Annotated in this window: 12 protein-coding genes and 1 tRNA gene; 1 reads left to right on the top strand and 12 read right to left on the bottom strand. The window is 59.7% G+C overall.

The annotated features are described in order from the left end of the window. Positions 1-27: 27 nt before the first annotated feature. The 5 genes from F8E02_RS01545 to F8E02_RS01525 form a co-directional block, all read right to left on the bottom strand. Positions 28-849, bottom strand: a complete 822-nt coding sequence (locus tag F8E02_RS01545; RefSeq protein WP_317063678.1) for an EFR1 family ferrodoxin — start codon at positions 847-849, stop codon at positions 28-30. Positions 850-857: 8 nt separating this feature from the next. Beyond that, positions 858-1454 carry a class I SAM-dependent methyltransferase gene (locus F8E02_RS01540; RefSeq protein ID WP_317063677.1) on the bottom strand — a complete coding sequence of 199 codons (597 nt, stop codon included), beginning with the start codon at positions 1452-1454 and terminating at the stop codon, positions 858-860. 39 nt (positions 1455-1493) lie between these two features. Next, positions 1494-1961, bottom strand: coding sequence for a MarR family winged helix-turn-helix transcriptional regulator (locus F8E02_RS01535; RefSeq protein WP_317063676.1), 468 nt, complete (start codon positions 1959-1961; stop codon positions 1494-1496). A gap of 569 nt (positions 1962-2530) precedes the next feature. Beyond that, positions 2531-2713 (bottom strand): HepT-like ribonuclease domain-containing protein, encoded by a 183-nt coding sequence (locus F8E02_RS01530; protein ID WP_317063675.1) that lies wholly within the window; start codon positions 2711-2713, stop codon positions 2531-2533. Continuing rightward, complete coding sequence (locus F8E02_RS01525) at positions 2710-2874, bottom strand: nucleotidyltransferase family protein (protein WP_317063674.1); 165 nt, start codon at positions 2872-2874, stop codon at positions 2710-2712. The genes F8E02_RS01530 and F8E02_RS01525 overlap by 4 nt, the downstream gene beginning before the upstream one ends. A gap of 517 nt (positions 2875-3391) precedes the next feature. On the opposite strand from F8E02_RS01525, the gene F8E02_RS01520 reads away from it, so the two are divergent. After that, positions 3392-4036, top strand: a complete 645-nt coding sequence (locus F8E02_RS01520) for a CPCC family cysteine-rich protein (RefSeq protein ID WP_317063673.1) — start codon at positions 3392-3394, stop codon at positions 4034-4036. Between the two features lie 131 nt (positions 4037-4167). Here F8E02_RS01520 and F8E02_RS13060 read toward each other — a convergent pair whose 3' ends face one another. The 7 genes from F8E02_RS13060 to F8E02_RS01490 all read right to left on the bottom strand — a co-directional run bounded on the left by F8E02_RS13060 (position 4168) and on the right by F8E02_RS01490 (position 13299). After that, complete coding sequence (locus F8E02_RS13060; RefSeq protein ID WP_394357921.1) at positions 4168-4590, bottom strand: transposase; 423 nt, start codon at positions 4588-4590, stop codon at positions 4168-4170. Positions 4591-4599: 9 nt separating this feature from the next. Further along, positions 4600-4908, bottom strand: a complete 309-nt coding sequence (locus F8E02_RS01515) for a transposase (RefSeq protein WP_317063672.1) — start codon at positions 4906-4908, stop codon at positions 4600-4602. Between the two features lie 509 nt (positions 4909-5417). Continuing rightward, complete coding sequence (locus F8E02_RS01510) at positions 5418-7004, bottom strand: PKD domain-containing protein (RefSeq protein ID WP_317063671.1); 1587 nt, start codon at positions 7002-7004, stop codon at positions 5418-5420. Positions 7005-7820: 816 nt separating this feature from the next. Next, positions 7821-7903, bottom strand: a tRNA-Leu gene (locus F8E02_RS01505). Positions 7904-7956: 53 nt separating this feature from the next. Beyond that, positions 7957-8784, bottom strand: a complete 828-nt coding sequence (locus tag F8E02_RS01500; protein WP_317063670.1) for an alpha/beta hydrolase — start codon at positions 8782-8784, stop codon at positions 7957-7959. A gap of 6 nt (positions 8785-8790) precedes the next feature. Then, positions 8791-12648: a DNA-directed DNA polymerase II large subunit gene (locus tag F8E02_RS01495; RefSeq protein WP_317063669.1), complete on the bottom strand. Its 3858-nt coding sequence runs from the start codon at positions 12646-12648 to the stop codon at positions 8791-8793. A gap of 57 nt (positions 12649-12705) precedes the next feature. Beyond that, positions 12706-13299: a CheB methylesterase domain-containing protein gene (locus tag F8E02_RS01490; RefSeq protein WP_317063668.1), complete on the bottom strand. Its 594-nt coding sequence runs from the start codon at positions 13297-13299 to the stop codon at positions 12706-12708. Position 13300 lies beyond the last annotated feature (1 nt).

Here is a 13300-nt window from a genome sequence, read left to right as displayed (position 1 = left end):
CTCCGCCTCCGGCCGACCGGCGCGATATCAGAGGTATATCCTGCTCTTTTTTGATTCCATCTCCGCGACGGTGATCTTCTCCATCTTCAGTTTCATATCCCAGCTTGCCGAGAGATCGTTGACGGAAAGGGCCTGCTCCGGGCAGGCGGCAACGCACCCAAGGCAGACGATACACCGATCTGGATCTGCTTCCCCTCTTGCGGCATCCATTGCCTCTGCGGGGCAGATCTCCTCGCAGGCACGGCACATGCTGCACTCTCTCCCCGTACGGGAAGGGAGTTCTGTCACGACCCGGAAACGGAATCTCTCGATGGCATCGAGCTCGTCGTCGCTGTAACGCGTTGCCTCAAGGCTGCCGAGAACCGCCTGATCGGTTCCGGCGAAGCGCTGGAGCGTCCGTGCGGCATACTCGCGTGCAACCTCAAGGTCCGACGTGTCGGGCCGCCCTTCCATTGCCTTCCAGCCGCCGAGGTTGAAGGTATGGGGAGCCAGGAATTCGGCGGATGAGACGACGACGAAACCCTGCCCGGTGAGGATCTTCCGTGTCGATTCGTGTGCCGGGTGGATACCGAAGCCGCCGTACGTGAAGAAGGTCGAGCATCGCTTCTGTCTGCCGTCAAGCGTACGGAGCCAGTCCCGGACAACCGCGGGTGCACGCCAGGAGTGGACCGGAAAGCCAAAGACGACGGCATCGTACGGCTCAATTGCAACCCCGTCTCTCCGTACGGCGGGCGGGGTGATGTCGACCTCATCCGCCGTCACCCCTAGTTCGGTGAATCTGGTCCTGAGTTCGTGCGCGATTCCGGCCGTGTTCCCGGTAGCGGAGAAATAGAGGATGAGGATCTTCATGCTCTCACCTACGCCGGTCTTTCGAGCAGCATTGTCCTGCTCAGGGGGAGTGCCGGCCGCTCCACGACCACAAACCCGGCGCGGGCGGCGGCCCGGACCGTTTCATCGAACGCCTCGTCGGTCACGTGGAATACCGGCTCGACGACAAGGTATCTGCTACCCGGTCTGAGGAGGGCGAACACTTCCGAAAAGAGCCGGTTCTGGTCCGGGACCTCGTGCACCATGTAGAAGGAGAGGGCAAAGTCGGCATCTGCCGTGATCCCGAGGCTCTCCGGCAGGCACTGGTGCCAGGTAATCCGTGCACCGGGACCATCGCGTGCGCATTTCTCCTGCGCATGACGGAGCATCTCCGCCTGCAGATCGACTCCGATCACGCTCCCGCGCTCTCCCGCCATCTCGGCCATGGCCCGCGTAAAGTTCCCGGGCCCGCACCCGATGTCGATCACGGTCATACCGGGCCGGATGTGGCCCTGCAGGATCTTTTTCGGGCTCTGGAGCCAGAGCCGGAACGGGTTGTCGAGCATGATCATGTGCCAGAACGAGTATGTGCAGACAGGGTCCGCCTGATTGCGAGATGTGCCGGTTGTTCCCATGTTGTTCACCATTATGTTAAGTTAGTTAACAATTTACTCCACGAAAAAAAATTACTCCTCTTCCCCGTCGTGTTCGTCGACGGCATCTTCGATCGCGGTGAGGAACCGGAGGATCAGGTCAATCTCTGCATCGGAGGGATCCCCGAGTCTCCTGTGCACCTGTGCATAGATCTTTGCATGGTGCTGTTCGTGACCGAGATACGCTACCGTACCGTGGGGAGTGAGCCGGACGAGGACCTCTTTGGCGTTGGCGGGATCCTTTTGTTTCACGACAAGATCCTTTGCTGCAAGCCTCCTGATCATCTGGGTGATGGCACTCCGGGAGATGCCGAGCAGCCGGGAGAGGTTCGTGAGGTTGATGTCCGGGTTCTTCCCGATCGCCATGATGGTGTGGATCTCGGAGCAGTAGAGGAGGTCCCCCGACCCGAAATCCCGGGGGGACTTCTCGTGGGCATTCATCTTGTTGAGGACGCGTATCCACGCCTCCGACAGTCTCAGCAGATCCGTTCTTTCCGGCATCCTTCCTCCGCGTACCCGGTGGGGTGTGCTATATCTTTGTTAAGTTGTTTAACAATAAAGGTTTTGGGGAAGGCAGATCTCTTCCTGAGGATGGGTTTTTCCAGGGGAGTCCTGCACGACCTGATCGCCTTTCTAAAAGGGAGGGCCGGATTCGTGATCTTCTAAGGCAGATGCTCGCGGTTGTCGATCGGGCAGGAAAGTTGCAGCCGGGAGTGAATGGGGGGGGTGAATCGACCCGGAACGAATCCATGTATTAGCAAGTGTCCCCCGGTCATCGCTGCCGCGAACTACTAACAAACTACTAATCTCTACTAAATTAGTATTTCACGGATCGCCGGGATGAGGTTGCTGTCCCGGATAGGCGGTTCCGGTCAGCGCTTCATGCTGCGGTCGATCTCTTCAGCCGCCGCAAACGATCGGTCTGTTGCCCCTTAAGTGCTCGGCCGTAACCTGAAGCGGAACATTGCAGGCGGTTGAAGTGCTATTCGGTGCCTTCCGCATCTGAGAGCAACGCCACGATCGTCTTCCTGAGAGTGGGGACATCACGATTCACGACCGCCCAGACCTCTTCAGGATCCACGCGGAAGTATGCGAAGGCATGCGGCTGCTTCCCCGATGATCTGGAGGTGGTGAATCATCCAGACCTGCACCAGTTCATCCTGCAGGAATGTCTCGCGCCCCCGAACCGCATACCGCTCAATCTCGCCGATCGCTTCCAGGATATCGAGGAGCCGTTCGTTCCCGGCCCTCATAACGGCACTGCCTCTTTGAGTATCCGCTTTTTGTAGCGTTCCTTGAGTGCCGTCTCCGTCACCACGTCCACCCGGCAATCAAGGTCTTCCTCCAGGTCCTGGATGAGCGCGATGTGGTCGAGGAGGCTCCTGCCCGGCTCCAGCTCCACCAGCAGAGGCATTTGCCAGAGATTATCCCCCAAACACTGATATTCAGAAGATCACCTGCCTCAACGGGGACCAGGTGAAACGTCTCATGAGAGAGCTTAAAGATCAGTATCTCCAGATCACCTATGCCGGTAATCGCCGCTCAGCGAAATACTATTATCGGGATCAGTAATCCAAACCCTCTGCTTTCTATCTCATTAGGGTCGATTTGGGGAATCACCCATATTCCTCCCAATGTTCAGATTCTTTGGGATGTGTTTGGGAAAGTACCTATTTCATTCTCAATTGATCCTAAAGTGAGGAAGATAGCATCGAAAATAAATCTCATCTGCTTTTCTAAAATGGAAAAACTGGGATGGTCGCTTTCTACGATGCATGCTCTGTTGATCCCCAGGATGGAGGCGATATTGAGAAGCGAGTATAATTGCGATGATGTAAATTGAAATTCAACATCTTGAAGTGAGAGTGGATGATCCCCTATGACTTCCCAAAATGGATCTCTTTATTGCCTCCATTTATCCAGATTTGACTATGGAATCAGGTGAGGATTTTAAAATCCTGTCGTACGACGAATTCAGTAGTCTGCTGGATGTCTGCAGTCTTTCCGGTGAAATTCCCCGATCACTTGCAAGACTGGTTACTTTGAAGTTGGATGTCCTCGAATTGTCGGTTGATGATAGGAAAAAGGTGTTAGCCAGTATTTGGGACTACTACCCGTTTATCTCCGAAAAACACATTAGAGAGGAACTTTGTGGACGTCTCTCAGAGAATATGATACATGAGATCATGCATGAGAATATGCCAAACAATCCGTCCAATCCGAAATACGACTATCTGATTTACTTACATACTCCAAATTATTACGGCGTAAGGAACGATTATATTTTACAAAAACTCCGAAAGCATAACCCTGCTATCACCTCGATTATGGGATCCGAAGAGGAACTTTTAAAATGTCCTTGCTGCGGTTACAGGACGTTCGATCAACGAGGTATGTATTTTATCTGCGATGTCTGCTTCTGGGAGGATGACGGTGTAGATCACGATGAGGATCTTAGCGGCCCTAATCACATGACGCTCGGTGAAGGCCGAGCAAATTTCAAAAAATATGGGGCTTGCGATGCTCGTTCGATAGACTCTGTCGATCCTGAAGGAAAAATGAAATATACCCAATAAGCGCCTCTCATTTTGTACTTGGTGCCTTACTTGGTGCTTTATTCCTCCCGAAAATGTGGATCCTTTATACTTTATATGATGAAAACTGAGAACTATGTTCAAGAGCTGTTTATTCAGAAATAATCCTGAGTTCATCCCAATACTCTCCGGATGCTGACACTGCATGCCAGGTGGATCAATCCCCGGAATGAGTGTTCATATCGCCCGTATCGGGGAACTATCGTTTTGAACGCCTCAATCCCGCTGAAGAACCGCTCAACTGCATTGTGTTTCTTGTACACCTCAGGACCAAACCAGAATGGCCTCCCTCGTTTCGGATGTCTCCGGGCTCTCCTGTCGACCGGGATATTGCTCCGGATTCCTCGTTTCCGATTGTACCAACGAATTTTCGTGGCACCGTATACTGCATCTGCTGCGATGATCATGGGACGAATCTGAGCCTCTGGAATCTCAAATGCTTGGATGGTTGGTTCATAGAGCCGGGAATCATGGATATTGGCGGGTGCAACCGCGCAGGCAAGGGGGAGACCTTCCGATCGACCAGAACACTCAATTTTTTCCCTTTACCTTTTTATAGCCGTCATAGCCGGTCGATCCCCCTTTTTGCGGGGGATATTCTTGGTATCTGTCGCACAGTGCGAGAGATCGACACGGAAACTGCCCTGCAGTTTCCTGTCAGGAAAATCTCTGATTTTCCGTGTCTTTTGGATCTCGTAGCCGGATCGGAGCAGGTCGAGGAAGATCGCCTGGTACACTTCCTTCTCGTAGAGTTCGAGGTGGTACCGGTAAACCGTCGACTTGATATTGTATTTCTCCGGAACATCGTACCAGGTGCAGCCGGTGGTCAGGACACACAGGATGCCGTTGAACACATGGACGTTCTTTTGTTAGGAAAATCGAAGATTTTCCGTGGGCTGCGGAGGTCACACTGGGGTCGGCGGATGTGTGACTTTGTTGGCGGGAGATATTTCCGGGCAACTTCCCAGAGATCATCGTCAATTTCCCGGAAGGCCATGACCCCAACTTTTATCTGAAGGGTCTTATGATTTTCAACCTCCTGTGATAGTGACTGTCGTGCTCTCTGGGTCAAGCAAGGGGAAATCATGCTGTTTTGATCGGTTCATAGGGCGGAGAGTGCGTGTGATCCATTTAGGTTTTAACCGTCTTCAAAATGCAGCCGATAGCCTTTCGTTAACGAATTAAAGGGATTGCCGAATTCTCAGTTGCCTTCCCGACAGTGCTTGGGCAGTGGGGTCCACTTTCTCTAACCAAAGGCAGGTTTGCTAATCCGTTTAGCCGCTCCACCAGATACATACGCAAAGGGTGTCTCGGTGTGCGTGAAAAAAAGGGAGATAGAAGCTCTAACTGGCGATTCCGCAGCCTAGATGCTATCGACAATCGTCTGCGCCATGGCGATCAGAGCGTCGGCTTCTCCGACAGTCAATTTCTTTCCTTTCTGCGCCTCCACCTGGTTCATGAAGGCATTGAGGGCGTTGCCGGCTGCATTCTCATCACCGTTGTTCAGCGCCGCGATGGCGTTCTCCAGTATGGCTGTGAGCGCATTCTCGATGCCGTGCGGTAAACCGAGGCTCTCCACCCGGGTGATCAGGTTCGATGTCGCTTCTGCAGGAGTTTGCGCCCTCACAGTGATGATTGCGGTATCGGAGTCCGAAGATCCGTCGTTGTCTGTCACGGTCAGGGTGATGGTGTAGGTCCCGGGCGCGGTGTAGGTGTGCGAACCGTTGACGGTGCCCGCACTGTTGGGTCCGGTCACGGTCCCGGCGCTGGTGGTACCGTCACCCCAGTCCCACACCGCGGTGTGGGTGTTGCCCGCATCCGGATCCGTGAAGGTTGCGCTGACGCTGACCGTGGTGTTCACGGGAAGGGGGTCCGCGGGGACCGTGATTGCGGTGATCGAAGGGGGGACATTATCGGGCTGCAGGGCTGCATACTTCAGGTCCTGGGTTATCTCCCCGGAACGAGTTATGTCTTCATAGTAACTGATCCTGGGGTAGCCGGTGGTCGGGTCCAGGGCCAGAGAGGGGGACCCCACTTCTCTCGAGGAATCGACGACCTCGGACCGCCAGACTGACCCGTTCCAGGTAACATACTCCAACCGGTGGGATTCATCGTGGCTGATCCTGGGGTAGCCGGTGGTCGGGTCCAGGGCCAGGGAGATCCTACTTCCCCAAAGCCCTTCGGGTGCAAACTTCTTTATTTGCCAGGTCGACCCGTCCCAGGCAGCATACTTCAGGCCTCCTCCCAACAGGCTATCATCGGAGTAGGCGATCCGCGGGTAGCCGGTGGTCGGGTCCAGGGCCAGGGAGATGCACACCCAGGGCTCCACGGAATCGATGGTCTCGATCTGCCAAGCCGATCCGTTCCAGGCAGCATACTTCAGGTCATAGTTCGTATAGTCATAGTAACTGATCTTGGGGTAACCGGTGGTCGGGTCCAGGGCCAGGGAGAGATCAAGCCCGACATCTCCCTCGGAATCGACGGTCTCGATCTGCCAGGCCGACCCGTCATGGGCAGCATACTTCAGATCACCGGTTGTGTCATAGTAACTGATCCGTGGGTGGCCGGTGGCCGGGTCCAGGGCCAGGGAGGTGAACTCCCCGACATCTCCCGCGGGATTGACGGTCTCGATCTGCCAGGCTGACCCGTCCCAGGCGGCATACTTCAGGTCGCTGTTCGTAGAGTCATAGTAACTGATCCGTGGGTGGCCGGTGGCCGGGTCCAGGGCCAGGGAGGTGAACTCCCCAACATCTTCCGCGGGATCGACGGTCTCGATCTGCCAGGTCGACCCGTCACGGGCAGCATACTTCAGATGACCGTTCGTGAAATCGTAGTAACTGATCCGGGGGTTGCCGGTGGTCGGATCCAGGGCCAGCGAGGTGTGCTCCCCGACATCTCCCGCGGAATCGACGGTCTCGATTTGCCATGTGCCGGCCGACGCCGGTACCATGGCGATCCCTATCAGCAGGAGCAGAGTTAGTACTCCTGCGATCCCATTTACATGCACTTTCATGTTCATGTCTCATTCGATTTCATAGAGCCGCCTGATGGAGTCTATAGCGTTGATGCTTTTCGCGTTTGCATCGTCTTTCACGGGAAAGTGGACGCGAGAGGCAGGCATCTCCCAGATTTGCTTCAGGGATCATGCCGGTCCCAGGTCCATCTCCTGGAGAACGGTCCCGCACCTCGCCAGCTGGCTCTACAGGCGGCCATGTTCAGCTGTACTTCGTGTCTTTTCGAACGAGAGGAGTCCAAAGCGGGGCAGCAGCGGTACGGCTGCGGTTCACCGCCCGGGAGTCACGGGGGGGTGATGCAGTATCGTGATGAAGTAGAGAAAGAGTACTGGAAACGCCTGTTTAGACTAATGATTGCTGATAATGACGGAATTTTCGTTAAATTCAAACTCGATCCTCCCTTGATTCATCCGTCCGTTCTGTAGACAGGGATGGGATGTAGGGCTTATCTTATATATAATTTTGCGTACTCGATTGGGTGAACTATATAAGATGCACATTGTAATTCTTCTTAGACTTGTTTTCAACGTAATGAACGATAGGTGTGCGAAAGTGGCCCACACTATATTAACGGCAGAAAGTGAATGTCCGGAGATGCGGGATCGCCGTCAGTTAGGCTAAACTTCACCATCAGTGGGTATGGTCGAGTGGTACTGACCCGCATGCCCGGGCCTGGGTCTCTAGCACCAACACCGATCCTAGTTGACCGGCGCTGAATTTTCAAGCGAAATCCACAACCCGGAAAAACAGAATGCGAGTGGCAGGATTCGAACCTGCGAACCCCTTCGAGAATCGATCTTGAGTCGATCACCTTTGGCCGCTCGGTAACACTCGCGCCTGTACCAATAGAACCTCCGGCCTAATGAGCTTGATGCCCGGCCGCCCCCCTCACCCCTCGTTCGGCACGTGCCGGCGGACGAACGCCCCGACCCGCTCGATCGCCGCCGCGCCCTCGGGAAGGACCGCCGCGAACGCCTGCCAGCAGTGAAACATCCCCTCCGCGACGTCGAACGTGACCGGCACCCCCTGGAGCCGGGCGGTGCTGACGAACGCACAGATCCCGTCGATCAGCACCTCCCCGCCCCCGGCCTGGACCATCAGCGGCGGCAGCCCGGAGAGGTCCGCGTAGAGCGGCGACGCCAGCGGGTCCGCCGGATCGGCGCCGAGGAGGTAGTCCTCCCGCATCTCGGCGAGGTCCTGCGGCGCCAGCCAGTCCGTCCGCCGGTTCAGGAGGACCGAATCGCCGAGGAAGAGCATCTCGACCGGCGGGGAGAGCAGGACTCCGGCCGCCGGCATCGGGAGCCCCTGGCTCCCGGCGGATAGAAGCATCGAGAGGGCGAGCGTCCCCCCGGCCGAGAGCCCGACCGGCACCACCCGCTCAGGGGCGTAACCATCCATGAGCAGGTGCCGGTAGGCGGCAAGGCAGTCTACCACCGCCGCCGGGAAGGGGTGCGCCGGCGCGAGCCGGTAGTCGACCGAGATGACCTCTGCACATGCAGCATCCGCAATCCGGGCGCAGATATCAAGCGATTCAGCCGTCGAGCCGGAGGTAAACCTGCCGCCGTGGAAGAAGAGGACCGTCCGGTCCGCCCGCGACGCGGCCGTCGTCAGCCGATAGGCCGGGAGCCCGGCCACCGGCTCGACCTCGGGCCGCCGCCGGTCGCCCCTGACGGGGAGACCGGCCCTGATCGCCGAGAGAACCTCTGCGGCCTCCATCACGCCTCACATGAAGTCCGCGAGCCCCAGTTGCCGCTCCGGGGGCTCGCCGAAGGTCGACTCGATCTGCATGAAGAGCACCTCGACCCGCTGCTTCGTATACTCCGATATCGCGTAGGTTTCGCAGATGTTGCGCGACATCTCCAGGTACTTCTTCACCGACCCCTCGTGGACGGTGGGGATGACGTTGCCCCCGCAGCGGGTGCACTTGCCCGCAAGCGGCATCCGCCGGTACTTCGCGTTGCACTTCATGCACCGGACCTTTTGCTTTGAGAACGCGTTGAGGTTGCCCTGGAGGTCGCGGATGAAATGGGTGTTTAAGACTCTCTCCGCGACGTCGTCGGCGTCCACGGCACGGATCTTCTCTGCGAGGTCGAGCTCCGCCTCGAGTTTGTCGAGCATCGAGCCGAGCAGCGTGTAGGTCGACTCGAGCGGCCCCGCCGAGATGTCCGAGGTCGGGTGGGTGTAGAAGAACCCCTCGACCTGGGCCGGGGTGCCGAGTCGCCGCTCCACCCTATCGACGTATTTGTCGAGGTCTTTTGGGTGGGTGTAGGTGAGGCAGCCGTTGTAGACCTCGATCGGGTAGTGGTCGCAGACGTCGACGTTCAGGCTCTCCTTGTCGACCTCCGCCGGGTCGATCCGGGTCGTCAGGACGAGCGGGGCGTCCATCGTCCCGCCTCGCGTCTCCGGGAGGAAGGCGCGGGAGAAGTTGATCAGGCCGTCGAGGAGGAGCATCACGCAGTCCTCGTCCCCGTCGCACTGTCCGCAGAAGATCCCGTTCGCGACCAGGGTATGGTTCTCCGCGACCGTGAGGCAGTAGACCCGGTCGTCGAGCGCTTGCACGGTCTCGCGGCTGACGACCTCGTCGGCCACGACGAGCCCCCCCTCCTCCGCCGGGACCTTATCGCCGATCTTCACCTCGAGCGCCCGGATCTTCTTCAGGTAATCGGTATCCCAGACCAGCATCGCGTGGTCGGGGGTGACCGTGAGGACCTTCCCCCGCCGGGTCGCGAACCGGACAAGGTGCGCCGGGGCCCGGTGGACCGAGACCGACGTGACCTTCTTGATGCTGACCATCCCCTGCGGATCGATGCTCCGGACGTAGAACGGCTGCCGGGGGTCGGAGTAGAACGTCCCGACATGGTCGATCCCCGGTTTCGAGAGATCGAAATTTTCCGTTACGAACTGCCGGATCGGCACCGTCGTCCACCGGCGACCATCGGAGACCGTTATCTCTGTCTCGCCCGCAAAACAGTTCCGCCGTTTCGCCGCGTGGAAGAACGGGTGGCCGTAGCCGACCGCGGCCTTCGAGTAGCCGATCAGCCGGCAGAGGACCCCGGCGCTCGTGTGCGGAGCAAGCGCCATCAGGAGGTGGCCCACGAGGTCGAGCGGCTTCTCCGCCCGGTAGAAGGGTTCGAGCCCGTAGACCCGCACCAGGAGGTCGTCGACGAACTTCGCCACCCGGACCAGCCACTCGCCGCAGTCCTGTGAGACCAGGATGTCCTGGTGGCGGAGTTCCAGCACCTGGTCGGTGGAGACGAGGTCGTTGCCGTAGATGTCCTGAGCGTAGCCGAGTTCCCGGAGCCGCTCGATCGGAACGCCGACCTCGTCCGGCCGGAAATGGGTCAGGGGAAGGTCGATCATATCGTAGCGGACGGTCCCGTCCTTGAAGACATAAAGGTTCTGCAACGCCCGGAGAACCCCTTTCTCGATCGACTCCACCGGCCGCTCGCGGGAGATCAGGCCTTTGACGCCTTTGAGGAGCGGGATCGCCGAGTCGCGGATCCCGAGACGTTCCAGCGCCGCCGCGTACTCGGTCTTGATGTTGATCGAGATCTTCTGGAGGCAGACCGTCGGCACGTTGCACCGGGGGCAGACGTCTTTGCCGACCTCCTTGCTGCACTTCGGGCACCGGAGGACCGGCCGCGTGTGCGCCCCGCAGGTGCAGAGGTTCTTGTAGGTGAAGGTCCCGCAGGTCGGGCAGCGCCGCTCCCCGACCTCGACCTCGACCACCCCGCCGTCCATGTTCGACCGGGGCTTTCCGGCCCTTGCTGCCTGAAACGACCGGCGAGCCCCGCCTTCGTCCCCTATCGGGAAGAGAGAGTGGGGCGGCGGCTTCATCTCCCGCGGCTTCGACTTCCCCGGCCGGCCCATCCGCCCGCCGATCCGGGTGCCCGCCCGCGACCGGACGAGGAAACCCGAGAGGTGCATCACGAGGCCGAGCGAGTTCTCCATCGGGGCGTCCTGCCACGCAGGCTTCTTCTCGAGGTGGAGCGTCAGGCCGAGGCAGGCGAGGAAGACCAGGTGCTCGGGGAGCGCGATATGGTCGCCGGCAAGGTGGTGGGGAACCAGGAGCTCCTCGAGGACCGCCTTCACCTCCGGGGTGTGCGGCAGCATCAGCACCCCGTCCTCGACCCTGCCGCCGGTGCTGACGCGGTCCGCGAGGAGAGCGATATCGGCTGGGGCGACGTCGTCCCACATGTAGGTGTAATCGGGATGGAGGGGTGCCCCGTCGAGCGCGAACTCGATCGCTTCGAGTTCGCTCTCCGGGTGCCGGGGGCCGCCCTCGAGCCGCCACCACTCCTCGCAGTAACTCGGCGGCATCAGCGGGTGGTTGTTCTCCATGAACTCCCCGAAGCTGATCAGGATCTCGCCGACGTCGAGGATCTCCTCGACCTGCCCCGCAATCCGTTTTGCCTCCGCTTTGTCGTCGACCCGCCGCACCTCGCCGCTCCGGAGCTTGACCGTCGGCCCCTGGATCGAGTCCACCGGCACGATTCCGGCCGCCTTTCCGGGCCGTTCGACCTTCATCTGGGTCCCGACCGCGAGGAAGTCCCCGAGGATGTGCATCGTCGCCGGGTTCAGACCCGCCGCCGCAAACCCGGTGTTCCGAGCCCGGCCGAGTCGCAGCCGGAACCCGCCCTTCCGCATCGGGTACGAAAAGACCGGCCGCCCGCCGATCAGGTCCCGGATGTACTTGTCCTTCGGCTTGATCACGGCGCCCGCATCATCGTCGCCGGTCTTGGGGCCGCCGCCGATCATCACCTCGAGCCAGTCCCAGCCCTGCATCTTCATCTTGCGGACGTTCTTCAAGACTTTCGGGGCTTTCAGCGCGAGCCCTTCCGCGACGACGAGCGCCATGCCGCCCCGGACGGTGTTCGTCTCCACCCGCTCCAGGTTCCGGTAGCCGCTCACCTCCTGCTGCTCGGTCGGTTCCCCGTCGATGCAGACCGGGCAGTTCTCGATGATCATCCGGAGCTCTTTTTCGCTCGGGAGATACTGGAGGCTCATGATGTTGTTGTACTGCCGGATCTCCTCGATGTAGCGCTCAACCTCCTCGGGGCGGGGGATGTAGCGGTTGATGCCGAGCGCCTGGCGGACGTAGTCGCCCACCAGGACCGAGAGCGCCTGCGCCGTCCCGCCGGCGCTCCGGATGGGGCCAGCGTAGTAGATCTTTAAGTATTCGGTCCCGTCGTCGTTCTTGCCGAGGCTGACCTTCCCGATCCCCTCCGTCGGGGCGGCCACCACACCTTCGGTCAGGAGCGCCATCGCCCCCCGGATGGCGTGGTCGAGGATCTCCTCCGGCGTGGTCTCGCCAAACTTCCTGGCCACGAAATCGTCGCCGATCCGGAGCGCCGCCTCCTCACGGGACATCTCCTCCTCGAGCTCCCGGATCCGGGCCGCGATCCCTTTGTAGCCGAGGAGCGCCTCCACGCGGTCGGCAAGATCGCTCGCGATCGGGATCTCGATCTCCATCGTCGGATCGAGCCCGCGCGTCCGCGCGGCGGCGGCAACCTTCATCGCGGCCTCAAGCTCCTCGGTCAGGCCGTCGAGGTACCGGGCGAGGAAAGGTGAGACCTCCATGCAGGGAGTATGGGTCGTTCACCCATTTAGAAACGTCGGGGGCGGGGGCCGGCCCCCTCAGAGGGTGCCCGCGATCCGGATGATCTCCTCCCGGATCTCCTCGGGCGGGAGCATCCGGTCGACCCGCCCGGTCTCGAACGCGGCGCGGGGCATGGCGTGGATGGCGCAGGTAGGAAGGGCCTGCGCGAAGGTGGCCCCCCCGATGGCCTTGATATGACGGATCCCCCCGGCACCGTCGTCGCCCATTCCCGAGAGGATCACCCCGACGAACCGGTCGGCGCCGTTTGGCTCAAGCGACGTCATCGCGATGTCGATCGAGGGCCTGGCGTACCGGACCTTCTCGTCGTCGAAGAGAGCGAGCCGCCGGTTGCCGACGAACTTCAGATGGACGTCGCTTGGGGCCACGTAGATCGTGCCGTGCTCCACCGCGTCGCCGTCCTCCACGACCCTGACCTCCATCCGGGAGGTCTCCGCAAGGTGCCGGCAGAGCCCGCTGTTGATGTAACGGGGCATGTGCTGGACGACGACGACGGCGGCATCCACGAGCGGGAACCGGGAGAAGATCATCTCCAGCGTCCGCGGGCCCCCGGTCGAGGCGCCGATGACCACGATCGTCCGGCGGTCCCGGGGAGTCGGTGCGGCGTTCTCCATG

The sequence above is a fragment of the Methanoculleus caldifontis genome (genome assembly GCF_032842345.1).
Classification (GTDB): Archaea; Halobacteriota; Methanomicrobia; order Methanomicrobiales; family Methanoculleaceae; genus Methanoculleus; species Methanoculleus caldifontis.
The sequence above is the reverse complement of the archived record's forward strand: the minus strand, read 5'-3'. Positions and strand labels throughout refer to the sequence as shown.

Coding starts and splice junctions, on each gene's coding strand:
- F8E02_RS01545 (WP_317063678.1), bottom strand. CDS start 849: ATGAAGATCCTCATCCTCTATTTCTCCGCTACCGGGAACACGGCCGGA.
- F8E02_RS01540 (WP_317063677.1), bottom strand. CDS start 1,454: ATGGTGAACAACATGGGAACAACCGGCACATCTCGCAATCAGGCGGAC.
- F8E02_RS01535 (WP_317063676.1), bottom strand. CDS start 1,961: ATGCCGGAAAGAACGGATCTGCTGAGACTGTCGGAGGCGTGGATACGC.
- F8E02_RS01530 (WP_317063675.1), bottom strand. CDS start 2,713: ATGAGGGCCGGGAACGAACGGCTCCTCGATATCCTGGAAGCGATCGGC.
- F8E02_RS01525 (WP_317063674.1), bottom strand. CDS start 2,874: ATGCCTCTGCTGGTGGAGCTGGAGCCGGGCAGGAGCCTCCTCGACCAC.
- F8E02_RS01520 (WP_317063673.1), top strand. CDS start 3,392: ATGGAATCAGGTGAGGATTTTAAAATCCTGTCGTACGACGAATTCAGT.
- F8E02_RS01510 (WP_317063671.1), bottom strand. CDS start 7,004: ATGGTACCGGCGTCGGCCGGCACATGGCAAATCGAGACCGTCGATTCC.
- F8E02_RS01500 (WP_317063670.1), bottom strand. CDS start 8,784: ATGGAGGCCGCAGAGGTTCTCTCGGCGATCAGGGCCGGTCTCCCCGTC.
- F8E02_RS01495 (WP_317063669.1), bottom strand. CDS start 12,648: ATGGAGGTCTCACCTTTCCTCGCCCGGTACCTCGACGGCCTGACCGAG.
- F8E02_RS01490 (WP_317063668.1), bottom strand. CDS start 13,299: ATGGAGAACGCCGCACCGACTCCCCGGGACCGCCGGACGATCGTGGTC.